The sequence below is a fragment of the Roseomonas sp. CCTCC AB2023176 genome (assembly GCF_042259275.1).
Taxonomy (GTDB): Bacteria; Pseudomonadota; Alphaproteobacteria; order Acetobacterales; family Acetobacteraceae; genus Roseomonas.
This window is the reverse complement of sequence record NZ_CP170086.1, coordinates 3,933,711-3,957,762: the sequence shown is the minus strand read 5'-3', so window position 1 is coordinate 3,957,762 and position 24,052 is coordinate 3,933,711. Positions and strand designations below refer to the sequence as shown.

Genomic DNA, 24,052 nt, shown 5'->3' with positions numbered 1-24,052 from the left:
TCAGGCCGTCGCCTTCGCGCTGTCCAGCACGCGCTTCGCCGCGCCCCGGGCCTGGTCGATCCCGCGCGGGTAGCCGGTGCGGTCGGCGTAACCGCGCGCCTGACCCTTCGGGCGGGCGTGACGCGCGACGAGGCCCTTCTGGCAAGCGATGTCGAGTGCGGTGATGCCGATCACTGCGATCAGCGCCATCTCGACGTTGCCGCGGCGCGGGTTGCCCCGCCGCAGGGCTGCGAGGAGGGCCGCGATGTCCAGCGCGTCGCCCGCGATGCGGCTGGCGATCCCGACATTCGGATTGGCCGAGAGCGAGAGAACGCCGCCCGTGATCTCCCGCGCCCCGAAGAGCCGGATGAGCCACTCGTAGCCGCGCACGCCGAGTGCGCGCGCGAGACGATCGGCCGCGATCATCTCGGTCATGCCGAGCGCGATGCTGAACCAGCCGAGCCCGCGCGCAAGACGGTCCGAATTCCCCAGCGAACTGGGCCCGCTCGTTTCCACCTTCGGATCGCCCGGCGAGCGGACGATGTCGGCGGCCTTCGTCATCACGTTCATCGCGTCACCTCGTGTTGGGCGCCGGTTCAGACGCTTCCGGGCTTGAGAACGACCTTGATGCAGCTGTCCTGCTTGTCGCGGAACACCTGGTACATCTCCGGCCCGTCCTCGAGCCGGCGCGTATGGGTGATGACGAAGGACGGGTCGATGTGCCCGTCCTCGATCAGTCGCAGCAGGTCGTCCGTGAAGCGGTTCACGTGCGTCTGGCCCGTACGGATCGTGATGCCCTTGTTCATCAGCATGCCGAAGGGGATCTTGTCCGAAAGGCCGCTGTAGACCCCGGGGATGGAGATGATGCCGCCGGGGCGACAGACGTAGATCATCTCCCGCAGCACGTGGGGCCGGTCGTTCTCCAGCATCATCATCTGCTTCGCGCGGTCGAGGATGGTGTCGGGCTGGCCCATCGAGACATGCGATTCCATCCCGATGCAGTCGATGCACTTCTCCGGGCCCTTGCCGTCGGTCAGGTCGTTCAGGCGCTCGATCACGCTTTCCGTGGCGAAGTTCAGCGGGATGGCGCCGCCGGCCTCGGCCATGGACAGGCGCTCGGGCAGGCGGTCGATAGCGATGACCTGCTTCGCGCCGAGGAGGATGGCGCTGCGGATCGCCATCTGCCCGACCGGGCCGCAGCCCCAGATCACGACGGTATCGTCCGGCTCGATGTCGCAGTGCACGGCGGCCTGCCAGCCGGTCGGCAGAATGTCGGAGAGGAACAGCGCCTGCTCGTCCGTCAGGTGGCTCGGCACCTTGATATGCGTGGAATCCGCGAAGGGAACGCGCAGGTATTCGGCCTGGCCGCCCGGGTAGCCGCCGGTCAGGTGCGTGTAGCCGAATAGACCGGCGGCGGTGTGCCCGAAGACCTTGTCCGCCAGCTTCTTGTTGCGGTTCGTGCGCTCGCAGACCGAGAAGTTGCCGCGGCGGCACTGGTCGCACTCGCCGCACGTGATGGTAAAGGGGATGACGACGCGCTCGCCGACCTTCAGCTTGTGCTTCGCGCCCTCGCCGACCTCGACGACCTCGCCCATGGACTCGTGGCCCATGATGTCTCCGGGCAGCATGGCCGGGATGAGGTTGTGGAAGAGGTGGAGGTCCGAGCCGCAGATCGCGCAGGACGAGACCTTGATGATGGCGTCGCGCGGATCCTCGATCTCCGGGTCGGAGACCGTGTCGCAGCGGATGTCGCCCTTGCCGTGCCAGACCAGTGCCTTCACCGGCGTTCCTCCTTCGCGCAAACCCGTTCGTTGCGCCGGCAGCGCGGGAAGCGCGGCCGGGCGTCGGGTCAGGAACGCTGGAGAGTCGGTGGCGTTGACCGCGATCTGCGGGTCCGGTGCCGGTTCGGTCGGACGCGCTGCGGTCCGGTGTGCGGCCTATGAACCTCCCGGCGAGCCTTCGGGGCAGTTCCAGTCGCCCGAGACGGCGATCGTATCGCCGCCTCCCTCCACCGCGGGATGTCCGGTGAGGCTGAACGTCCCGCGAGCGGAGCCGCGGTCGGATGTTCGGCGGAACGTGGCCGGTACGCCGTCCCACACTCGGCCACCGGCCGTGACGGGAACCAGTGCCTGGACTGGCACACCCTCGGACGGATGCGCTTCGGTCAGGAGCCTGAACAGGTCACCGGACGGACCGCTCACGCGGACCTCCATCTGCGGCGGGACGTGTGGCATGGGTCCCGGCCCTGGCGCGGGGAGCACGGAAAACACGGTGCAGCGCGCCGACACGGGGACCTCGCCCCGCAGGGAGGGTCGCTCGTGGAACGCTCCTTCCGCCTGGAGATCGACCGTCACGCCCTCGCCTCTCGCGCAGGCCGTCGCCGCAACGGTGAGCGCGGCCAGCGTGGCCGCCGCAGCCTTCACTCCGCCGGTGCCCGCTGCGGCGCCTCCGACAGAGGCTGGCCACGAAGGGAACGCCACAGCCCCTTCGCGCCTTCCACCTGCTGCTGCCACCAGGATCCGGTCGCCATGGCCTTCGGCGCCCCCGGGTCGCCCGTCACCGGGAAGACATCGCGGCGGAAGTCGGCGGTGCGGAACATCAGGTCCCAGATCGGAAGCAGCACCGCGTAGTTCCGCCCGTCCTCCCCCGCCGAGAGCGGGCCGTGATGCACGCGGTGGAAGCGCGGCGACACGACCAGCCGTTCCCCGACAGCACCGAAGGATAGGCGGACATTCGCGTGGCTCAGCGCCTCGACGAAACGCAGCAGCAGGATGATCAGGGGGAACTGCGCCGGCGGCACGCCGATCAGCAGCGCGAGGACGCCAAACCAAAGCCCCGCCAGCAGGTCGTCCAGCAGGTGGTTCCGGTCATCCGTCCAGAAGGTCATCTTCGTCTGGGCGTGGTGGACGGCGTGCAGGGCGTACCACCAGGGAAGCGCGTGCTGGAGCCGGTGCCGCCAGTAATCGCCGAAGTCGAGGATCACGACATAGGCAGCGAAGGCGATGAATGAATGGTCGCGCAGGATCGGGAACCAGCCCTCCAGCGTCGGCGGCGTCAGCCCGGCATCGGCGAAGGAGCCCTGGAGCCAGGACTGCACGGGCCGGAACAGCACGAAGACGATCAGCGGCAGCAACCCGAGCCGCGTGAGGATCGTGTAGAGAATGTCGGTCACCACCTCCCGCCGGTCATCCCATCGCTCGACGGGCTTCCAGGCCTCCAGCGGCCGGCAGACGAGCCAGATCAGGATGATCTGCACGACGCCGAGAACGGCGAAGTCCAGCCAGCCCGTTGCGTCCTCCTCCCAGGCCATCAGCCCTGTCGCGTAGAGGAAGGGCAGCAGCGCCCGGTCGGCGATCCAGGCGATCAGGTCGGCGTAGGCGTTGGTGAGGAGGTCCACGGATCAGATTCCGTTCGGCGGCAGTGGCGCGAAGCAGAAGCCCCGATCCTGCAGGCCGGCGATCAGGGGTTCCAGGATACCGGCGAAGGGCTCGCGACGGCTGCGCACGCCCCAATGCATGACCATCACCTCGCCAGGTCTCGCATTGGCCAGGTTGCGGGACAGCAGCGCGCTGTTCGGGTGCGTGCCGCTGTCGAGTTCATCGCCGAGGAAGCCGTTTGCGGTCCAGCCCTGATGCGTCAGGCCGCAGGCGCGAGCCATGGCGACGGCGTTCGGCGTAGTCCGGCCGCCCGGCGCGCGCCAGAGCGGCAAGACCTGCGCCTCCGGCACCATCGCCTTCAGCGCGTCGGTTGGCCGCCGCAGCTCGGCGCAAAGAGCTGCCTGATCCAGCACCTCCGACCCGCCGCCCGACCGAGCGGCGTAGCGCACGCGCCCCGGCCCGGCATCGCCGGAGAAATACCAATGCCGCCAGGTGTGGGAGGCGAAGACGTGTCCCTCCCGCGCCCGCGCCCGCCAGAACGCCGCCCATTCGGGGCCGAGAGTCCGGTCGCCCCGGAAGGTCGGCTCGTCCGCGACGAAGAGGGTCGCGCGGACATTGCGGCGGCGAAGGATGGCAGCAATTTCCTCTGCCTCCCGCGACCAGCCCGTGTCGATCGTCAGGTACACCGTGCCGCGGCAGGACGGCTGCGCCACCGCCGGCGCCGCGACGAGGAGCGCCATCAGCGTGGCGAGGATGCGCCTCATCGCAGCGACGCGGTCGGCGTCCCGGCCCCCGCCGGCACGCGGGCGCCTGCGGAGTAGAAGATCCCGTGCGGTGACCGCCCGATTGGCGAGGTCACGACCTCCCCCGTCGCGGGGTCCAGCATGCCGAGCTGCCGCGACCAGCGCAGCGTCGTCCAGATCCGCCCCTGCGGGTCGAAGGACAGGCAGTCCGGCCCGCCCGGTACGTCATAGGACCGGATGGGGTCGAGCGTGCGCGCGTCGAGTGCCGTGATCCGGCTGTCCACGCGCGACGTGACGTAGAGCCGCTGGCCGTCCGGCGCGGGAAAGATCGCGTGTGCGCCGCGGCCGATGAAGATGCGCCGCTCGATCTGCCGCGTTTCCGGGTTCAGGACGGCTATGTGGTCGGACCCCATGATGCCGACGAGCAGGCGGTCGTTGTGCCAGATGATCCCGGCGGGCTCCCGCCCGACCTCGACGTTCCAGATGACCTCCCGCGTGCGGAGGTCGATCGCCGCCACGCGCCGGCTACCCTGGACCGTGACGTAGGCGATCGTGCTGTCCGGCTTGAACGCGATGTGGGACGGCATGTCGCCGGGACGGACGCGCCCAGCCAGGTTCAGGCTGGTGCCGTCCCAGTTGTAGATGTCCACCTGGTCGCGCCGCAGCCCGGTGACGACCAGCAGCTTGCCGTCCGGCGTGAAGTCGAGGTGGTAGGGGTTTGCGACCCGCTCGCGCTTGCGCACTTCGCCGGTCTGCGGATCCACGAAGTGGATCTCGTTGCCGCCGGAATCCGCGATCAGCAGCATGTCCCGTGCGGGCGTGAGCACGAGGTGGTGCGGCTCCCGCAGGATCGGGATGCGCCGGACCTCCTGCCGCGTGGCGGCGTCGATCACCTGCACGTCCGGATTAAGCGAGTTCAGGACGAAGACAAGGTCCGCCCGGGCCGGGAGCGGGGTGACCGCCAGGGCGGCCAGGAACAGCGCGAAGCGGCGCATGGCGGAACGAGCTCCAAGAGCCGGACGGGTGCGGCGCGGGCAGGCTTGCCCGCCCCGCCCCACCCTGGTCAAGCGCCTGTTTCTCGCGACCTCGGGGCGGAAATCAGGCGCCGTTCCCGGCCGGCTCGAAGCCCAGCGACACGCCGTTCATGCAGTAGCGCTGGCCGGTCGGACGCGGCCCGTCCGGAAACACGTGGCCGAGATGGCCGCCGCACGTCGCGCAATGCACTTCGGTCCGCGTCATGAAGAATGACCGGTCCGTCGTGGTCGCGACGGCGCCCTCCATCGGCTGGAAAAAGGAAGGCCAGCCTGTCCCGCTCTCGAACTTCGTGTCGGAGGCGAAGAGCGGGCTGCCGCAGCCGGCGCAGGTGAAGGTGCCCGTGCGCTTCTCGTAGTTCAGGGGCGACGAACCCGGCCGCTCCGTCCCGTGCTTGCGCAGGACCTTGTAGGCCTCCGGCGACAGCGTCCGGCGCCACTCCTCGTCCGGCTTCTGGACGGGGAAGGCGCCATGCTTGCTCGTGCTGTCGGCCGCGCTCACGCCGCGCGCTCCCGCAGGCGGTGGGAGAAGGTCTTGCGGAACTTCGCGACCTTCGGCGCGACCACGGCACGGCAATAGCCGGACCAGGGGTTGCGCGCGAAGTAGTCCTGGTGCTCCGGCTCGGCGGGCCAGAAGTCGGGGGATGGCTCGAGTTCGGTTACGATCGGATCGGGGTAGAGACCCTGGCCCGCGATCTCCGCCGCCACCTCCCTCGCCGTCGCCCCCTGCTCCGGAGACGTGTAGAAGATCACGCTGCGGTACTGCGGCCCCACGTCGGCGCCCTGGCGGTCCTTGGTCGTGGGGTCGTGGATCGTGAAGAAGATCCGGAGGATGTCGGCGTAAGAGATCGTGGCGGGGTCGAAGACCACCCGCACGACCTCGGCGTGGCCGGTCGTCTTGGCGCAGACCTGTTCGTACGACGGGTTGCTGACGTGGCCGCCGGCGTATCCGCTGACGACCTCCTTCACGCCTTCCAGGTTCCGGTACACGGCGTCGAGGCACCAGAAGCAGCCGCCGCCCAGGATCGCGGTCTCGGTTCGGTTCATGTCGCTCATATCCCCGATATGGGGGTTCGGACCGTGGTGGAACAGGTTACGGGGGCCGCGGAGCGTGCTGCGAGGCGCCTGGCTCGGCGACGCCGGGGCGCGCGCATCGCGCGTTGACGGCACCCGAGCGCCGGTCCGCACCGCGTGCCTGGCGGGGCACCTCCTCCTCCGGTCGGATGGACGGCGGACCGGCCCGGGTTCAGGTTGCGCGCGATGCCCGTCCCCTCCCCTCACCCCGCGGCCTTTCCCGCCGCGGTTCCCGGCTCCCTCGGCTTCGACCCGACACGGCTCGCCGCAGCCGTCGCCCATGCAGAAGGCCATGACAGCCCCTTCCCGCGCGACATCCTCGCCCATCTGGAAGGCGGTCATTTCGAGGCGCCGCCGGACAACGAGGTCCTCGGCCCGACCGCGCCCCGCGGCGCGCCCAACGGGCTGATCCTGCGTGACGGCGTCCTGGCCGCGCGCTGGGGCGACACGCGGCAGGTAGACATGACATTCTCCGTCGCGAAGTCCTGTCTTTCGCTCCTGGCAGGCGTCGCCGTCGGTGACGGCTTGCTGCCCGACCTGGACGCGCCCGTCTCCGCCTCGGTCCGCCATCCGGCCTTCGAGGGGTCGCGGAACGGCGCGGTCACCTGGCGCATGCTCCTGACCCAGACGAGCGAGTGGGAGGGCACCCTCTTCGGCAAGGCCGACCGCATCGACCGGGGCCGCGACCTGGCGCGGGAGGGCAAGGCGCCGAAGGGCTGGGAACGGCCGCTCCAGACGCCCGGTGCGTACTGGGAATACAACGACGTCCGCGTGAACGCCCTGTCGCTCGGCCTCCTCCACCTGTTCCGGCGGCCGCTGCCGGAGGTCTGGCGCGATCGCGTGGCCGGGCCGATCGGCTCCTCCCCCGACTGGCGGTGGGAGGCCTACCGGACCGCCACGGTCGAGATCGACGGCGCGCCCATGCCCTCCGTCCCCGGCGGGGGCCACTGGGGTGGCGGCATCTTCACCCATGCCGAGGACCAGGCTCGGATCGGGCTGCTCATGCTGAACGACGGCGTCTGGGACGGTCGGCGAATCCTGCCGGAAGGCTGGGTCGCCGCCTCCGGCCAGCCCTGCCCGCTGAACGCCGATTACGGCCTGCTCTGGTGGCTGAACCGCAGCGGCAGCTTTCCGCGGGGCGACCGCGCCGCGCTGCGGGCTTCCGGTGCCGGCGGTCACACCATCTGGGTGGAACCGGCCACCCGGATCGTCGCAGTCTTCCGCTGGCTCGACCCGGCCGCCCTTCCGGACATGATCCGCCTGATCGCCGAGGCCCGCACCGCATGAACGACATGGTCCAGCCGCTCGACGCCGAGGCCACCGCGATCCACGCGGCGACGCTCACCCTCGACACCCATGTGGACATCCCCTGGCCCGACACGCCGGACCCGCGGACGGAGACGCGGCGCTGCGTGGACTTCCCGAAGATGCGGGCGGGCGGGCTCGGGGCCGTGGTGTTCATCGCCTACACGCCGCAGGGGCCGCGCAACCCCGCGGCCCACGCCGCCTCCGCTGCGCGGGCCGAGGCGATGCTGCGCGCGATTCGGGGGACTGCCCACGGCGAGGGCCGGCGCATCGTGACGCGCCCCGGTGACCTCGAAGCGGCCCACGCCGCCGGCGCGCATTCCGTCCTGCTGGCGGTCGAGAATGGCAACGCGATGGGCCACGACCTGTCGCGCCTCGCCCTCTGGCGCGGCCTCGGTGCGATCTACCTCACGATCACGCATGACGGGCACAACGACCTGTCCGACGCCGCGCGGCCGAAGCCGGAACTGGGCGATGGTCCCACGCTTCACGGCGGCCTCTCCCCCCTCGGCCGGGCCACGATCGCCGAGATGAACCGCATCGGGATGATGGTGGACATCTCCCACATCCACCGCGAGGCGATGCTGCAATGCGTGGAGATTTCGCGCGCGCCGGTCGTGGCGACGCATGCCTGCTGCGCCGCGCTGCGGAACCACCCGCGCAACCTCGACGACGCGCAACTCGACGCGTTGCGGGACAGCGGCGGGCTGATCCAGATCACCGCCGTCTCCGCCTTCCTTAAGGGCCCTGACCCCAACGGGCGCTTCCACGCAAGCATCGAGGACATCGCGGACCACGTGGATCACGCGGTCCGCCGGATCGGGCTGCCCCATGTCGGCCTTTCCTCCGACTTCGACGGTGGTGGGGGAGTCGCGGGATGGCGGCACGCGGGTGAAACGGCGAACCTTACCGCTGCGCTGCTTCGCCGCGGCTACGATCGGGCGGCGATCGGGCTGCTCTGGTCCGGCAACTTCCTTCGCGTCTGGCGAGAGGCGGAACGGGTGGCAGCCGAAGGCTAGCCGGGGCAGGACCTGCCGAGGAGGACCAGCGCACCGCTTCCCGCCGGCGTCGAGCTCGGACCCTTGCTCGTCGCACCCGCCGGCAACGGCCCGGCTACCCTGGCGGACCGGACGACGAGGAAGCGGGCCGCCCGCCCGTCGTCGGCTGGCTATCCCGACACATCCGCGGAGGCCTGGATCCCCGACAGAGCGGCCGTCAGCATCTCGAGTGTCACGGGCTTCGTGATGAACCCGTTCATCCCGGCCTGCCGGCACGCCGCCGCGTCGCGGTCCACCACGCCGGCCGTCAGCGCGAAGACGGGGACCGCTCCGCCGCGCCGGGGTGACAATTCGCGGATCCGCGTCGTCGCCTGAAGCCCATCCATGCCGGGCATCGCGAGGTCCATCAGCACGGCATCGAAGGGCGCGCCCTCGGCCCAGGCGCGGCGGACCTGTTCGATGCCCTCCGCGCCACCCGGGGCGAGCACGGCCTCATGCCCCAGGCGCCCGAGCAGCGCCTTAGCGACGAGGCGATTGGTCGCGACGTCGTCCACGACGAGGATCCGGAGCGCACGGAACGGCATCGGTCCCTCCGGCCGTGCCGCCGCCGGGGCGGGCTCGGCCGCCGCGATGAGCGGGAGTTCTGCCCAGAACCGTGCTCCCGTCCTGCCCTCGGCGGCCGCCTCGGGGCTGTCGTCCACGCCGATCCGTCCGCCCATCGCGTCCACGATGTTCGCCGCGATCGCGAGGCCAAGGCCGGTTCCCCGGCTCGGCGGCTCGACGGAGGTCAGGCGAACGAAGTCGCGGAAGACCGCCGCACGCTGCTCCGGCGGGATGCCGGGCCCGGTGTCCAGGACTTCGATCCGCAGACCCGGCCCGGAGGGCAGGCCGCAGGCGCGGCTGCGCAACAGGACCCGCCCGCCCGCCGGCGTGAACTTCACGGCGTTGGACAGGAGGTTGATGAGGAGCTGCCGCAGCCGCAGGGCGTCGGCCTCGACCGAGGCGGGCAGCGACGCGTCGTGGTCCAGCCTGACCGAGACGCCCTTCTCCTGTCCTGCCGCCCTCGCGATGCCGGTGCAGGCCTCGAGCAGGGCCTGAATGCCCACCGGCGACGGCCTGAGCGCGACCTTGCCGCTCTCGACCTGAGCCAAGTCCAGGATATCGTCGGCGACGGAGAGGAGGTGCCGCCCCGCCTCCATCAGCACTTCCGCATGCGCCCGTTGCGCGGGCGTCAGATCGGGGTCCGTGACGAGGGCCTGCGCCATCCCGAGGACGCCGTTCAGCGGCGTGCGCAACTCGTGGCTCATCCGCGCGAGGAAGCGCGACTTCGCCGCCGCCTGTCCGGCCGCCGCGTCGCGCGCTGCCGCGAGGTCGGCGGCGGCGCGCTTGATGGCCGTGATGTCCGTGCGGATGCCGACGCGGCCGCCCCCGGGCACGGCGCGCTCGGTCACGAGGATCCAGCGCCCATCGGGCAACAGGCGCTCCTGCGGCGGCGTATCCCAAGGCGCCCGGTGATGCGCGATGGCCTCGGCGATGAAGGCCTCCGGGTTGTCGCCGGCCTGCGGGTACTGGCCGTGCTCCACGCCGAAACGCATGACGTCCACGAGCCGGGCGCCGGGCACGAGGATGGGTGCGCTCTGGCGGTAGAAGTCGCGGTAGCGCTCGTTGCAGACGACGAGCCGGTCCTCGGCGTCCCACATGACGAAGCCTTCCGACATGGAGGCGATGGCGAGGTCCAGGAGCCGCCGGTCCCGCGCGCGGTCTCGCTCCGCCCGGTCCCGCTGCCGCAGGAGGAAGACAAGGAGCACCGCGGGAATGAGGATGAGCAGAGCGAAGCCGGCGGCGATGCCGACGATCCGCTTTGCCGTCACGTTCCAGGCCGCCATGGCGGCGTCCCGCTCGTCGCTCACGATGAGGGAAATCTCGGGGTAGATCGTCGTCTGGACGGAGGAGATTCGCGCGCCTTCCCGTCCCTCCGCCATGCTGCGGGGCAGCGGGCGGCCGATCCTCCCCTCGTCGTGGGGCGCGCTCGCGAGGAGGATCCGCTCCTGGCTCCGGATCAGCAGGACCCGCTGCGACGCGGCGCCGGGTGCGACGGTCAGGAGCGTCAGGCCGCCGGCAATAAGCGGCACGGGAACCTCGGCCACGGCGATGGCGCGGCCGTAGCCAGCGACCTCGATGGGCCGGGCGAAGAACAGCGCCCACTCCCCGGTCAGTGGGTTCGGGACGGGGCCCGCGATCGTGACGCCGCCGGCCCAGCCCAGCCCCGCCGAGGGGAGGAGGGCGCCCGGCGCGATCGGCGGTGGGCGGCGCCGCGACCCGGCCACCGCCGCCGCCAGCGGCAAGCCGCCATCGGGCGGGAGCAGGAGCATGTCACGGATGTTCAGGACGGAGTCGGTGAGGCCCCCAGGAGCCGCGCGATCGCGGCATCCCGCTCCGGCTGGGCATCGCCATGCACCGCGACGACTTCCCCGAGCAGGTCGGGGAGGCCGGCCAGGACGGAATCGACCTGCACGAAGGTACGGTTCACGGAGGCGACGGCGGCCGCGCCGGCGCTCGTCACGGCCTCCCTCGCATAGGCTTCCGCGGCGGTCTCGCCGCCTCTCAGCAGGGCGGAGGTCGCGAAGCCCAGCGCCCCGATGAGGGCGACGACCGTCGTGGCGATGGCCAGGACGACCCGGCTCAGCAGGAAAGGCCGCGGAGACGTCTGGTCCACGGCCCGCTCAGCCCCCGCCCGGGGCACGGTAGCCCAGGTCGCGCCCGATCCGGTCGTGCCAGGTCGCCGCGCACTCCGCCCCGCAACGCTCGGCCCAGCGGGGCAGGACCACGTCCTCGACCACGCGGCGGCGCAGCGCCTCGTCGGCCGCGGTCGGGGCAAGGAGCGTCACGCGCCCGCGCGGCCGCCGTCGGCCATCCGGGGTGACCTGAAGCTCCGGCGGGCAGGTCGGGGCGCCGGCGGTGCAGGCCAGGCCCTGCACCATCTCGGCGTCGGCGGCCTGCCAGACCCGCGCCTCGAGCCCCTCGATCTCCTGGCGGAGCGTGTCGCGGACGTCGACCGGAAGGGAGCGCCAGGCGTTGACGTTGGCCCCGAACAGGGCAAGCCCCCAGGTGATGGCCATCGGGTGAATGTGGGAGGACAGCTCGGCGAGGCCCGTCTGCCAGCCGCCCATGGCCCCTGTGACCGCGCAGTCCACGACGCCCGCCCGGACGGCCGGAACCACCTCGGCGAAGGGGATGACGACGGGAATGCCGCCGATCGCCGAGACGACCTCCGACTGCGCCGGGGCGGAGGTGCGGATGCGGCGCCCGCGGAGCTGCGAGAGGTCGCCGAAGGGCCGGACGCAGGAGACCACCTGGGCCGCGTAGGTGTAGACGGCCAGCAGCTCCGTCCCATGGCGTTCGCGCAGCAGGTCGGCGATCCAGGGGCGGGTCGCGTCCACCACCCGCCGCAGCGTGGCGAGGTCCGGCGCGACACCCGGCAGTTCCATGCCGCTCAGCTCCGGCACCTCGGCGGCGACCGAGCCGAGGAGGACCGTCCCGAACGGGGTCACGCCGAGCCGGATGGTCCGCAGCGCGTCCTGGGCCCGGATACCGCTCCGGTCCGAGGGCGCGATGTCGGCCAGCACGCGGCCGCCGGTCACCTCGGGGATCCGGTTGGTCCAGAAAGGCTCCTCGAGCTGGACGTATTGCGGCAGACCCGCAAGGCCTCCGAGCACGCGGAGGCGAATCGGCGCTGGCGTCCCGGATTGGGCCAGGGCCGAGCCGGTCATCGCGGCACAGACGATGGCGGCCCACGCGACCGCGCCGGCGAAGCGGAGGGCGGCGGCACGAAGGATGCGCGCCGGGCGGCCATGCGGGCGGACGCCCTCTCGGCGAACCGGCCGGCCCTGGCTTTGCTCGCGTCGCTTCACCGGAACACCCTTCCCGCGTGCAAGCATAGCGCGAGAACGGCCATCGGACACAATCGCGTCAGACGGTTCGCAGCGGGGATCCGAATGGGCGGGCACCGGGGGGCGTGGTGGGCGCACTAGGGCTCGAACCTAGGACCCGCTGATTAAGAGTCAGCTGCTCTACCAACTGAGCTATGCGCCCACGCCACGCGCCGGACCGGCGCCGGCTCGGGCGGCGGGTTCTACCGGTTCCGACGCGGCCGTCAAGCGGGCCGGCGCGTCATTCCCGCACGGCGGCGAACTCGGCGTCCCGGTGCACGAAGACGCTCGCGAGGAACCCGAACCCCAGCATGACCGTCAGCATGGCCGAGCCGCCGTGGCTGATCAGTGGCAGCGGCACGCCCCCGACGGGAATGCTGCCCGTGACCATCGCGACGTTGACGAAGACATAGAGGAAGAAGTTGGTCCCCAGGCCGATCGCGACCAGCCGCCCGAACTGGTGGCGGCTGCGGATGGCCGTCAGGAACGCGAAGATGACGACAAGCGCGAGGAGCCCGAGCGTCGTCAGAGCGCCGACGAGGCCGAACTCCTCCGCGATCATGGTGAAGATGAAGTCCGTCTGCTTCTCCGGCAGGAAGTTCAGGTGTCCCTGCGTCCCCTGCAGGAAGCCCTTGCCCCACATGCCGCCGGAGCCGAGGGCGATCTTCGACTGGATGATGTTGTAGCCGGCCCCCAGCGGGTCGCTCTCCGGGTCGAGGAAGGTCGTGATCCGCGCGCGCTGGTAGTCGTGCAGCGATTCGTAGGCGATGGGGGCCGCGACGGCGCCTGCAGCCCCGATCAGCGCGAACTTCCACCATCGAACGCCGGCGGCGAAGAACACGGCGCCGCCGATTGCCGCGGTGATGAGCGCGGTGCCGAGGTTGGGCTGCTTCAGGATCAGCCCCACGGGAAGCAGCACCATGATCGCCGGCGGAATGAGGAACAGCGGATTGCCGATCCGCTCCCAGGACGCGCGGTGGAACCACTGCGCCAGCGCGAGGACGAGCATGATCTTCATCAGCTCGGACGGCTGAAGTTGGATCGGGCCCACATCGATCCAGCGCTGCGCCCCCTTCCCCACATTGCCGTGCAGCAGCACGAGGACGAGGAGAGCGACGGCACCGAGGTAACCCACCCAGGCGAAGCGGGCGATGAAGCGGATGTCCACCAGCGCGATCGAGATCATCAGCACGACGCCGAAGCCGAAGCGGATCGCGTGCTTCGAGGCATAGGGCTCGGGCGCACCCCCGCCGGCGGAGTAGAGCGCGACGTAGCCGATGGCCGCGACGCCGCAGAGCAGGAGGACAAGGGTCCAGGGGATGCCCCAGAGCTTCTCCAGGATGCCGAAGGAGCGTTCCCGCATCAGCAGGCGGCGCTCGTAGTATTGCGGGCGGTCGAGGATCATGCGTCGGCCCTCAGGGGCGTCCTGCCGCCGGCCGCGGCGGCAGGGCCTCCGCGACGCGGGCACCGGCCGGGACGGGCGGCTGGCGGAAGCGGTTGAACACGTCGGTCATGATGTCGCGCGCGATCGGGGCGGCGGCGCCGGAGCCGGAGGTGCCGTGCTCCACCACGACCGAGATGGCGTAGAGCGGGTTGTCGTACGGCGCGAAGGCGACGAACAGCGCGTGGGGCCGCCATTCCCGCGGCAGGCTCTCCACCCGGAAGCCGCGCTCCCGCTGCTCCCGGCTCACGCGCCGGACCTGGGTCGTGCCGGTCTTCCCGGCCATCTGTCCCATCGAGGCCGGCAGCTTCGCGGTGCGCGCCGTGCCGCCTTCCTCATTCACGACGGCCCACATGGCATCCCGCATGAGCCGGAGGTCGCGGTCGGGGATGCCGAGGGACGGCCAATCATCCGGGCGCGTGCCGCGGGCCGGGCGGCCCCCGATCGTGCGCGTCAGGTGCGGCTGCACCGCTCGCCCCGAGGCGATGCGGGCCGACATGACGGCGAGCGAGAGCGGTGTGAGCTGGTAGAAGCCCTGGCCGATGCCATGGACCACCGTGTCGCCGAGGTTCCAGGGCTTTCCCTGCGCCTGGCGCCAGGCGCGAGTGGGAACAAGGCCCCTCCGCGTGCCCGGAAGTTCGATCTCGAGGTCGACGCCGAGGCCGAGCCGGTTCGCCATGGCGGCGATGCGGTCCATGCCCGTGCGCTTCGCCATTTCGTAGAAGTAGCAGTCGCAGGAGTACTTGATGCCCTGCCGCATATCGAGCGAGCCGTGCCCGTAGCGCGCATGGCAATGGAAGCGCGTGTCGCCGAGGTCGTAGTAGCCGGGACAAGGCACCCGGTCGCCGGGCGTGCAGACCCTCGCGTCCAGGGCGGCCAGCGCGACGACCATCTTGAAGGTGGAGCCCGGCGCGTAGAGCCCGTTCGTGACCTTGTTGATCAGCGGCGTGGAGCGCCGGTTCGTCCATTCCCGCCACTGCGCGGCCGAGACGCCCGAATTGAACAGGTTGGGGTCGAAGGAGGGCTGCGTCGCCATGGCGAGGATCTCGCCGTTTCTGGCGTCCAGGACGACCGCGCTCGTGCCTTCCTCGCACCGGGCGCGGACGGTGCGCTGGAGATCGGCGTCGATGGAGACGCCGATGTCCTGGCCCTGCTGCCCCTCGCGCCGGTCGAGTTCGCGGATGACGCGGCCCACGGCGTTCACCTCCAGCCGCACCGCGCCGGCGCGGCCGCGGAGGGTGCGGTCGTGGAACCGTTCGATCCCCGCGCGGCCCACGCGGATGCCCGGCAGTTCCAGCAGCGGGTCGTCGCCGATATCGGCCTCGGCGGGTGGTGCGACGTAGCCCACCACATGGGCCATGTGCTCGCGCTCGGGGTATTCCCGGGTCTGGCCGACATCCACGGACAAGCCGGGCAGGTCGGGCGCGTTCAGTTCGATCCGCGCCATCTCCTCCCAAGTCAGGAACTCCCGGACGATGACGGGCACGAAGCGCCGGCGCCGGCGCAGTTCCCGCTCGATCCGAGCGCGCTCGTGTTCGGCGAGCGGTACGATGCGGGAGAAGGTTTCCAGGACGGCGGCTACGTCCCCTGCCCCCTCCGCCACCATCAGGGCGCGCCAGTTCATCTGGTTGCCCGCGATGACCCGCCCCTCCCGGTCCAGGATGCGACCGCGCGGCGGGGCCAGGAGGCGGGCGGAGACGCGGTTCTCCTCCGCCAGCGTGGCGTAGCGCTCCCCTTCCTCGACCTGCAGCTTGTTCAGGCGCCAGCCGAGGAAGCCGAGGCCGCCGATCTGGAGCGCGCCGAGCGCCAGCGCCCGGCGGGTGAAGACGGAGCGGCGGAACTCCTCCTCCTTCTTGACCTTCACGCCATCGCCTCCGCCCGCTGCATGGCGCGGTGGGCGCGGGAGAAAGGATAGGCCAGGAGGGGGTAGAGCCCCGCCGTCAGCGCCATCTGCGTGGCCGCCATGGTCGGCGGCGGCAGGCGCCAGGCGAGCAGGGCGTGAAGCGCGAAGCCCATCGCCACGGCCGCTGCCGCCACGCCGAGATAGGCGATCCAGACGACGAGGAAGGACTGCTTCGCCAGGCTGCGCCGCACCCGCAGCGTCCCGGCATGGGCCAGGAGGAGGACAAGGACCGCGGCGCCGAGGGGGCCGAAGCCCAGGAGGTCCTGGAGGAGACCGAGGAGGAAGACCACGGGCGCGGACATGGCAGCCGGGCGGAAGATCGTCCAGAAGAACACACTGGCGAGCGCAATCGCGGGCATGAGGGAGGGCATGCCCGGCAGGGCCCCCGCGGCGAGCAAGAGGATCGCGGTGCTCGTCGCCGGCAGGGCGGCACGCGCCGCCTCGTCGAGGCGCCGCAGCAGGCCGGGTGCCGGTTCCGGGCGGCCCTGGACCGCCATGGCTGGGCTAGCGCCTGGACCGCGAGGCGGCGGGATCGGGGCGCGCCACCGCCTCGGGCGGCAGGATGCCGGCCAGGCCGAACTCGAAGATGCGGAGCAGGTCCAGCCGGTCGAGGCGGGCGTAGAGCTCCACCTCCGGCGACCCCGTCTCGCCGATCCGGACGATGCCGACGGGGAGGCCGGCCGGAAAAGCCGTGGACTCGGCGCCGGTCACGACCCGATCCCCTTCCTGCGGCTGCACGCCCTCCGGCCAGTGCTGAAGGCGCGGCCGGGCGTTGTTCGTGCCGACCATCATCGCGCGGGCCCGAGACCCCTCAAGGATCACGGGGATGCGGCTGTTCATGTCGGTGACGAGGAGCACGCGTGCGGACCGCTCACCTACCTCGGTCACGCGTCCCGCCAAGCCGCGCTCGTCGAGCGCGATCTGGCCCTTCCGCAGTTGCAGGTGCGGTCCGATCGCCAGCAGCACGGCACGGGCGTAGGTCCCCCCGGCATCGGCCACCACGCGGGCCGTGCGAAACATCGGGGCGGCGTCGGGCACGAAGGCGAGCTGCCTCCGCAGCATCGCGTTCTCCGCCTCGAGGGCCAGGGCGGCGGCCTGCCAGCGGTGCAGCCGGTCGTTCTCCTGACGGAGCCGGGCCGCCTCCTCACGCAGGTCGAGGAGCGTCCGAGCTTCGGCCACGGCGTTGCGGACGGCGCCGATCGGCTCCGCGGCGACGGCGTAGAGAGGGGCGAGGGCGTCGGCCAGGGCCATCCGGGCGCGCTCGATCACCGCCGTATCGGCCTTGCCGAGCAGCATCGTTCCGAAGGCCAGCGCAACGAGCACCGGGACCGTCAGGCGCGACAAGGCCTGCCGCAAGGGGACGCTGAGACGGATCATACCACCCTCATCCCCCTCTCCCCCTCGGCGCCGCCCGGCCCGGACCGACCGGCGTCACCGGCCCGTGATCAATACATCGAACTGAGCACGTGGCGAAGGCGCTTGATCTCCTCCAACGCACGACCCGTGCCGAGGGCGACGCAGGACAGGGCGTCCTCTGCCACCGAAACGGGCAGGCCGGTGGCCTCCCGCAGCACCCCGTCCAGCCGGTTCAGCAGCGCGCCGCCCCCGGTCAGGACGATCCCCTTGTCCACGATGTCCGCCGCGAGCTCGGGCGGGGTGTTCTCCAGCGCGACCTTCACCGCCTCGACGATCTGGGACACGGGCTCCGCCAGGCTGTCCGCGATCTGGCGTTGCGAGACGTAGACCTCACGCGGGACGCCGTTCATCAGGTCGCGGCCGCGGACCTCGGCGATGGGGCCGTCCTCGCCCTCCTCGGGCGCAGAGGCGGCGCCGATCTCCATCTTGATCCGCTCGGCCGTGCTCTCGCCGATCAGGAGGTTAAACTGGCGGCGGATGTAGGAGATGATGGCCTCGTCCATCTTGTCGCCGCCGACGCGCACGCTCCGGGCATAGACGATGCCGCCGAGGGAGATCACCGCGACCTCGGTCGTCCCGCCGCCGACGTCCACGACCATCGAGCCCGACGGTTCGGTCACCGGCAGGCCGGCTCCGATCGCGGCGGCCATCGGTTCCTCGATCAGCAGCACCTTGCGGGCGCCGGCGCTCTCCGCGCTCTCCTGGATCGCACGGCGCTCGACGGCGGTGGAGCCGGACGGGACGCAGACGATGATCATCGGCGAGGCGAAGGACCGCCGGTTGTGCACCTTGCGGATGAAGTGCTTGATCATCTCCTCCGCCACTTCGAAGTCGGCGATGACGCCGTCCCGCAGCGGGCGGATGGCCGCGATGTTCCCGGGGGTGCGCCCGAGCATTTGCTTCGCCTCGTCGCCGACGGCGAGCACCTGCTTTCGTCCACGGATATCGGCGATGGCGACGACCGACGGCTCGTTCAAGACGATGCCCCGGGACTTCACGTAGACCAGGGTGTTCGCGGTGCCGAGGTCGATGGCCATGTCGGCAGACAGGAAGCCGAACAGGCGGGAGAACATGCGGGGCTGACCTCGAAGGTAAGGGGGACCGCGGGGCGGCATCGCCCGGCGCGGGGGGTGGTTAGCCCCGCCGGCCCTGTCGCTCAAGCCAGTATCCCCGGCCGCCCGACCGGGCCCGCCCCGCGCCCGGACGCGCGGGGCCGCGCCAGCACCCAGCGCCAGCTCAGCCGCGGCGGCCCGCCGCGCCGGAGGGCCTCGTCACCGAAGCGCAACCGGCTGATCCGCAACGGCGTTATCGGCGCGCATACGGCGTACGAAGAAAGGAACGGAACATGCGCAAGACCTCCCTCGCCCTGCTGGCGCTCGCCGGCCTCTCCCTCGGCGCCTGCGGCTACAGCACGGGCGACCGCGCGGTGTCCGGCGGCCTGCTGGGTGCCGGCGCGGGTGCGGGCGTCGCGGCGCTGACCGGCGGCAGCGTGGGCACGGGCGCCCTGATCGGCGGCGGCGTCGGCGCGGCCGGCGGTGCGCTGACGAGCGGCCGCGACGTCAACCTGGGCCGCCCCGTGTGGCGCTGAGCGCGTTCTGAACGTTTGATCGAAGGGGCGGTCCCGCAGGGGGCCGCCCCTTCGTCGCTTCAGGCGGCGGTCATCGCGGCGGGCGCCGTCCTCTCCCGCTTCACCAGCAGCTTGTTGAGCGCGTGCACGTAGGCGCGGGCCGAGGCGACGACCGTGTCCGTATCGGCCCCCTGGCCATCCACGAGCTTCCCGCCTTCTTCGAAACGGACCGTCACGCGCGCCTGTGCATCCGTCCCGCCCGTCACGGACTGCACGGCGTAGAGCTTCAGCGCGACCTCGTGCGGCCATGCGCTGCGAATGGCGTTGAAGCAGGCATCCACCGCGCCGTCGCCGACCGCCATGCCCTCCCGCGCCTCGCCGTCCACTTCCAGAGTGCAGGTGGCCATGGGACGGGTGTGCAGGCCGGAGGTCACCGTCAGCGCCACCAGCTTGATCCGGTCGTTCTGGCGAACGACCTCGTCGTCCACCAGCGCCACGACGTCTTCGTCGTAAACGACCTTCTTGCGGTCGGCGAGATCCTTGAAGCGACGGAACGCGTCGTTCAGCGCGTTGTCGCCGATTTCGTATCCCAGCGCCTTCAGCTTGTCGCGGAAGGCCGCGCGGCCCGAATGCTTACCGAGGACGAGGGAGTTGGTCGTCCAGCCCACGCTCTCCGGCGTCATGATTTCGTAGGTCGAGGCATCCTTCAGCACGCCGTCCTGGTGGATGCCGGATTCATGCGCGAAAGCGTTGCGGCCGACGATGGCCTTGTTGGGCTGCACGTCGAAGCCGGTGATCGTCGCCAGCAGGCGCGAGGTGCGCAGGATGTTCGGCGTCTGGATGCCCGTAGTTCGCGCGATGGCGGGGCCGCGGGTGCGGACGGCCATCGCGATCTCCTCGAGGCTCGCATTGCCTGCACGCTCGCCGATACCGTTGATGGTGCACTCCACCTGCCGCGCGCCGGCCTGGACGGCGGCCAGCGTGTTGGCGACGGCGAGGCCCAGGTCGTCATGGTTGTGGGTGGAGAAGATCACCGTGTCGGAGCCAGGCACGCGTTCCCGCACGGTCCGAAAGATGCGGTGCATGTCCTCCGGCAGCGCGTACCCCACCGTGTCCGGGATGTTGATCGTCGTCGCACCCGCCTTGATCGCGGCTTCCACGCAGCGGCACAGGAAATCCATGTCGGTGCGGGAGCCGTCCTCGGCCGACCATTCGACGTCGTCGGTGTACTGGCGGGCCAGCGACACACTGCGCACGACCGCGGCCAGCACCTCCTCGGGGCTCATCCGCAGCTTGACCCGCATGTGCAGGTCCGACGTCGAGATGAAGGTGTGGATGCGCTTGCGGGCAGCGGGCCGGATCGCCTCGGCCGCGCGGAGGATATCGCCGTCGGCGGAACGAGCCAGGCCGCAGACGACCGGGCCGTCCTTGCCGAACTTCTCAGCGATGGAGTGGACGCTGTCGAAGTCGCCGGTGCTCGCGATGGGGAAGCCGGCCTCCATCACGTCCACGCCGAGGTCGGCCAGCGCCTCGGCCATGCGGATCTTCTCCTCCAGGTTCATGGAGAAGCCGGGGGACTGCTCGCCATCTCGCAGAGTCGTGTCGAAGACGATGACGCGGTCGGGGGCAATGGAGCCGAAGCTCGGATGGTTCAGGGCCATGAGGGAATGCCTTCGTTCGTGTTTCGCGCGAGGGAGCGCGAAGCGCCCCGGGGGTCCCCCTGAGCGATGCCGGCGGTCAGCCGGGCGTCACGCCCAGGGGCGGCGAAGTCGAAGAAGAAGCACGAGCGCGGGGGTCCCGGCCGGGCGGCCGGGGCGGAGGGTCGCGATACGGGCGACGAGGGCGCTCATCTCGGTTCCAAGCGTATCGGGGGCTGGCGCCGGGGGCAAGCGGAACCGCCACCCCCGGCCGTGGCTCAGTTCTTCGCCTTGTCCACCAGCTGGTTCTTCTTGATCCAGGGCATCATCTCACGGAGACGCTCGCCGACCTGTTCAATCGGGTGTTCCGCCAGGCGGCGGCGCGTGGCCTTGAAGGAGGCCTGGTTCACGCGGTTCTCGAGCATCCAGTCCCGCGCGAACTTGCCGGTCTGGATGTCGGCGAGCACGCGCCGCATCTCCTGCTTCGTCTCGTCGGTAATGATGCGCGGGCCCGTCACGTACTCTCCGTACTCCGCGGTGTTGGAGATGGAGTAGTTCATGTTGGCGATGCCGCCCTCGTAGATCAGGTCCACGATCAGCTTCACCTCGTGCAGGCACTCAAAATAGGCCATCTCCGGCGCATAGCCCGCTTCCACCAGCGTCTCGAACCCGCCCTTGATCAGCTCGACCAGGCCGCCGCAGAGCACGACCTGCTCCCCGAAGAGGTCAGTCTCGCACTCCTCCTTGAAGGTCGTCTCGATGATGCCGGAGCGCCCGCCGCCGATAGCGGAAGCGTAGGAGAGCGCGATCTCCAACGCGTTGCCGCTCGGGTTCTGGTTGACGGCGACGAGGCAGGGCACGCCGCCGCCCTTCTGGTACTCGCCGCGCACCGTGTGCCCGGGCCCCTTCGGCGCGATCATGAAGACGTCGAGGTCCGGGCGCGGGTCCAGCAGGTTGAAATGGACGTTCAGCCCGTGCGCGAAGGCGAGCGCCGCGCCGTCCTTCATGTTCGCGTGCAGGTGGTCCCGGTACAGATCACCCTGCCCCTCGTCGGGCGTCAGCACCATGACGACGTCAGCCCACTTCGCCGCATCGGCGGGCGACATGACCTGGAAGCCCGCGGCTTCCGCCTTCTTCGCCGAGGCGCCGGGGCGAAGGCCAATGACGACGTCCTTCACGCCGGAATCCCGCATGTTCATCGCGTGGGCATGGCCCTGCGACCCGAAGCCGATGACCGCGACCTTGCGGGCCTTGATCAGGTTCACGTCCGCATCGCGGTCGTAGTAAACGCGCATCGCAACTCTCCTAATGGAATACCTGTCAGGCGGCGAGGCTGCGGGTTCCCCGCGCGATCGCCACCGCTCCCGTCCGCGACACCTCCGCCAACCCCAGCGGCCGCATCAGCGCGATGAACGCGTCGATCTTCTCGGCGCTCCCCGTCATCTCGAAGGTCGCGCTTTCCGTCGTCGCGTCCACGACGCGGGCTCGGAAGGCGTCGGCCAGGCGCAGCGCCTCCATGCGATGGTCGCCGACGCCGATCACCTTGATCAGTGCGAGTTCCCGCGCGAGGTGCGGCCCCTCCAGCGACAGGTCGGACACCTTGTGCACGGGCACCAGGCGGTCGAGCTGCGCCTTGATCTGCTCGATGATCATGTCGGTGCCCGTCGTGACGACCGTGATTCGCGACAGGCGCCGCGCCTCATCGACGGGTGCGACCGTCAGGCTCTCGATGTTGTAGCCGCGGCCCGAAAACAGGCCGATGACGCGGGCGAGCACGCCCGCCTCGTTCTCCACCAGCACGGCGATCGTCGCCGTGCGCTGCATCAGGTCGGACATGGTCAGACGAGGACCCGACCCTCATCGGTGACGCCCGCAACACCGCCCGCTTGGCCCGGCCCGAGGATCATCTCGTTGTGCGCGGCGCCGGAGGGGATCATCGGGAAGCAGTTTTCCTTCTGGTCCACCGCGATGTCGGCGATGACCGGGCCGGGATGAGCGATCATCTCCCGGATCACCTCGTCCAGCTGCGACGCGTCCGTCGCGCGCAGGCCGCGGGCATGGAAGGATTCCGCCAGCTTGACGAAGTCGGGCAGCGCCGCGGAATAGGACTCCGAATACCGCCCGCCATGCAGCAGCTCCTGCCACTGGCGCACCATCCCCATGTATTCGTTGTTCAGGATGAACACCTTCACGGGCAGGCGGTATTGCGCCAGCGTGGACATCTCCTGGATGTTCATCAGGATCGAGGCCTCGCCGGCGATGTCGATGACCAGCGCGTCGGGATGCGCGATCTGCACACCCATCCCCGCCGGCAGGCCGTAGCCCATCGTCCCCAGCCCGCCGGACGTCATCCAGCGGTTCGGCTTCTCGAAGCCGAAATACTGCGCCGCCCACATCTGGTGCTGCCCGACCTCGGTCGTGATGAAGGTCTCGCGGCCCAGCTCGCGCGTGATCTCATACAGGCGCTTCACGGCGTGCTGCGGCTTGATGATGCTGCCCTTCTGCTCGTAGCGCAGGCAGTCCTTCGCCCGCCAGGCGTCGATCTGCTTCCACCAGCCGGCCAGCGCCTCGCGGTCCTGTTCGCCCGGAACCTCGTCCCAGACGGCCATCATGGCCCTTAGCACCTCGGTCGCGTCGCCGACGATCGGCACGTCCACCGGCACGTTCTTGTTGATGTTCGACGGATCGATATCCGCGTGGATCTTCTTCGATCCCGGCGAGAAGGCGTTCAGGCGCCCCGTCACCCGATCGTCGAACCGCGCGCCGATGTTGAACATCACGTCGCAGCCGTGCATGACGAGATTCGCCTCGACCGTGCCGTGCATGCCGAGCATGCCGAGGAAGCGTGGATCGGTGGACGGGAAGACGCCCAGCCCCATCAGCGTGTTCGTGCAGGGCAGGTTGGCGCGGCGGACCAGCTGCGTCAGCAGCGCCGATGCCTCCGGCCCCGCGTTCACGACGCCGCCGCCGGCATAGACGACCGGCCGCCGCGCGCCCTTCAGCAGCGCCACGGCCTCCCGCACCCGGCCCATGTCGGGCTTCGTCTGCGGGCGGTAGGATCGGTGCTCCTGCCGCGTCGGCTCCTCGTAGGTCCCCTTCGTCAGCAGGATGTCCTTCGGAAGGTCCACCACCACCGGGCCGGGACGACCGGAGCGCGCGACGTAGAACGCGTCATGCATCACGCGCGACAGGTCGCCGATGCGCTTCACCAGGTAGTTGTGCTTCGTCGCGGGGCGCGTGATGCCCGTCGTGTCCGCTTCCTGGAATGCATCGTTTCCGATCAGGTGCGTCGGCACCTGCCCCGTCAGGCAAACGACCGGGATGGAGTCCATCAGCGCGTCCACCAGCCCGGTCACGGCATTCGTCGCGCCGGGTCCGGAGGTGACGAGGACGCAGCCGACCTTCCCGGTCGAACGCGCGTAGCCCTCAGCCGCATGAACCGCCGCCTGCTCGTGCCGGACGAGGATGTGGCGGATGTGGTTCTGCTGGAACAGCGCGTCGTAGATCGGCAGGACCGCGCCGCCGGGATAGCCGAAGATGACCTCGACGCCCTGATCCTTCAGCGCGCGGAGGACAATCTCCGCGCCCGTCAGGGTCGCGGCGTCGGCCAAGGAGCCGTCGGGCGCTGGGATGGTCGTGGACATCGGGCAGT

Annotated in this window: 22 protein-coding genes and 1 tRNA gene; 3 read left to right on the top strand and 20 right to left on the bottom strand. The window is 70.6% G+C overall.

The genetic code is table 11. The features are described 5' to 3' along the window. From ACE7GA_RS19785 to msrA, 7 genes are all read right to left on the bottom strand, one after another. Window positions 1–549 carry a hypothetical protein gene (locus ACE7GA_RS19785; RefSeq protein WP_376090411.1) on the bottom strand — a complete coding sequence of 183 codons (549 nt, stop codon included), beginning with the start codon at window positions 547–549 and terminating at the stop codon, window positions 1–3. Window positions 550–575: 26 nt separating this feature from the next. Further along, window positions 576–1,760, bottom strand: a complete 1,185-nt coding sequence (locus ACE7GA_RS19780) for a zinc-dependent alcohol dehydrogenase (protein ID WP_376090408.1) — start codon at window positions 1,758–1,760, stop codon at window positions 576–578. A 638-nt stretch (window positions 1,761–2,398) separates the two neighbouring features. Continuing rightward, entirely contained in the window at window positions 2,399–3,376 is a 978-nt protein-coding gene (locus ACE7GA_RS19775) for a sterol desaturase family protein (RefSeq protein WP_376090405.1), read from the bottom strand. A gap of 3 nt (window positions 3,377–3,379) precedes the next feature. Next, a complete protein-coding gene (locus ACE7GA_RS19770) occupies window positions 3,380–4,120 on the bottom strand; it encodes a polysaccharide deacetylase family protein (protein ID WP_376090402.1) in 741 nt (246 codons plus the stop codon). Then, the gene (locus tag ACE7GA_RS19765) at window positions 4,117–5,094 is read right to left on the bottom strand and encodes a YncE family protein (RefSeq protein ID WP_376090399.1); all 978 of its coding nucleotides are present in this window, start codon (window positions 5,092–5,094) and stop codon (window positions 4,117–4,119) included. Before ACE7GA_RS19765 ends, ACE7GA_RS19770 begins: the two co-directional genes overlap by 4 nt. A 103-nt stretch (window positions 5,095–5,197) precedes the next feature. Then, the gene (gene msrB / locus ACE7GA_RS19760) at window positions 5,198–5,632 is read right to left on the bottom strand and encodes a peptide-methionine (R)-S-oxide reductase MsrB (protein WP_376090396.1); all 435 of its coding nucleotides are present in this window, start codon (window positions 5,630–5,632) and stop codon (window positions 5,198–5,200) included. Next, on the bottom strand, window positions 5,629–6,186 hold the full coding sequence (msrA, locus tag ACE7GA_RS19755) for a peptide-methionine (S)-S-oxide reductase MsrA (RefSeq protein WP_376090393.1): 558 nt from the start codon (window positions 6,184–6,186) through the stop codon (window positions 5,629–5,631). The genes msrB and msrA overlap by 4 nt, the downstream gene beginning before the upstream one ends. 204 nt (window positions 6,187–6,390) lie before the next feature. Between msrA and ACE7GA_RS19750 the strand changes: the two genes are divergently transcribed. Further along, entirely contained in the window at window positions 6,391–7,491 is a 1,101-nt protein-coding gene (locus ACE7GA_RS19750) for a serine hydrolase domain-containing protein (protein WP_376090390.1), read from the top strand. Beyond that, complete coding sequence (locus ACE7GA_RS19745; protein ID WP_376090387.1) at window positions 7,488–8,528, top strand: dipeptidase; 1,041 nt, start codon at window positions 7,488–7,490, stop codon at window positions 8,526–8,528. Before ACE7GA_RS19750 ends, ACE7GA_RS19745 begins: the two co-directional genes overlap by 4 nt. Window positions 8,529–8,677: 149 nt before the next feature. Here ACE7GA_RS19745 and ACE7GA_RS19740 read toward each other — a convergent pair whose 3' ends face one another. The 9 genes from ACE7GA_RS19740 to ACE7GA_RS19700 form a co-directional block, all read right to left on the bottom strand. Then, window positions 8,678–10,879 carry an ATP-binding protein gene (locus ACE7GA_RS19740; protein ID WP_376090384.1) on the bottom strand — a complete coding sequence of 734 codons (2,202 nt, stop codon included), beginning with the start codon at window positions 10,877–10,879 and terminating at the stop codon, window positions 8,678–8,680. Window positions 10,880–10,890: 11 nt separating this feature from the next. Then, complete coding sequence (locus ACE7GA_RS19735; protein WP_376090381.1) at window positions 10,891–11,223, bottom strand: hypothetical protein; 333 nt, start codon at window positions 11,221–11,223, stop codon at window positions 10,891–10,893. Between the two features lie 7 nt (window positions 11,224–11,230). Next, window positions 11,231–12,277, bottom strand: coding sequence for a TRAP transporter substrate-binding protein (locus ACE7GA_RS19730; RefSeq protein WP_376090378.1), 1,047 nt, complete (start codon window positions 12,275–12,277; stop codon window positions 11,231–11,233). 246 nt (window positions 12,278–12,523) lie between these two features. Beyond that, window positions 12,524–12,599: transfer RNA gene (locus ACE7GA_RS19725), tRNA-Lys, on the bottom strand. A gap of 78 nt (window positions 12,600–12,677) precedes the next feature. Then, on the bottom strand, window positions 12,678–13,841 hold the full coding sequence (rodA, locus tag ACE7GA_RS19720) for a rod shape-determining protein RodA (RefSeq protein ID WP_376090375.1): 1,164 nt from the start codon (window positions 13,839–13,841) through the stop codon (window positions 12,678–12,680). A 10-nt stretch (window positions 13,842–13,851) separates the two neighbouring features. After that, entirely contained in the window at window positions 13,852–15,741 is a 1,890-nt protein-coding gene (gene mrdA, locus ACE7GA_RS19715; protein WP_376090372.1) for a penicillin-binding protein 2, read from the bottom strand. Beyond that, window positions 15,738–16,277, bottom strand: a complete 540-nt coding sequence (gene mreD, locus ACE7GA_RS19710; RefSeq protein ID WP_376090369.1) for a rod shape-determining protein MreD — start codon at window positions 16,275–16,277, stop codon at window positions 15,738–15,740. Before mreD ends, mrdA begins: the two co-directional genes overlap by 4 nt. A 7-nt stretch (window positions 16,278–16,284) precedes the next feature. Beyond that, complete coding sequence (gene mreC / locus ACE7GA_RS19705; protein WP_376090366.1) at window positions 16,285–17,157, bottom strand: rod shape-determining protein MreC; 873 nt, start codon at window positions 17,155–17,157, stop codon at window positions 16,285–16,287. Between the two features lie 68 nt (window positions 17,158–17,225). Continuing rightward, on the bottom strand, window positions 17,226–18,269 hold the full coding sequence (locus ACE7GA_RS19700; protein ID WP_376090363.1) for a rod shape-determining protein: 1,044 nt from the start codon (window positions 18,267–18,269) through the stop codon (window positions 17,226–17,228). A gap of 272 nt (window positions 18,270–18,541) precedes the next feature. On the opposite strand from ACE7GA_RS19700, the gene ACE7GA_RS19695 reads away from it, so the two are divergent. Then, window positions 18,542–18,784 carry a hypothetical protein gene (locus ACE7GA_RS19695; RefSeq protein ID WP_376090361.1) on the top strand — a complete coding sequence of 81 codons (243 nt, stop codon included), beginning with the start codon at window positions 18,542–18,544 and terminating at the stop codon, window positions 18,782–18,784. 59 nt (window positions 18,785–18,843) lie between these two features. Here the strand turns inward: ACE7GA_RS19695 and ACE7GA_RS19690 are convergent, their stop codons facing one another. The 4 genes from ACE7GA_RS19690 to ACE7GA_RS19675 form a co-directional block, all read right to left on the bottom strand. Further along, on the bottom strand, window positions 18,844–20,424 hold the full coding sequence (locus ACE7GA_RS19690; RefSeq protein ID WP_376090358.1) for a 2-isopropylmalate synthase: 1,581 nt from the start codon (window positions 20,422–20,424) through the stop codon (window positions 18,844–18,846). A gap of 254 nt (window positions 20,425–20,678) precedes the next feature. Then, a complete protein-coding gene (ilvC, locus tag ACE7GA_RS19685; protein ID WP_376090355.1) occupies window positions 20,679–21,695 on the bottom strand; it encodes a ketol-acid reductoisomerase in 1,017 nt (338 codons plus the stop codon). 25 nt (window positions 21,696–21,720) lie between these two features. After that, entirely contained in the window at window positions 21,721–22,236 is a 516-nt protein-coding gene (ilvN, locus tag ACE7GA_RS19680) for an acetolactate synthase small subunit (RefSeq protein WP_376090352.1), read from the bottom strand. A 2-nt stretch (window positions 22,237–22,238) separates the two neighbouring features. Continuing rightward, entirely contained in the window at window positions 22,239–24,044 is a 1,806-nt protein-coding gene (locus ACE7GA_RS19675) for an acetolactate synthase 3 large subunit (protein WP_376090350.1), read from the bottom strand. Window positions 24,045–24,052: the final 8 nt, after the last annotated feature.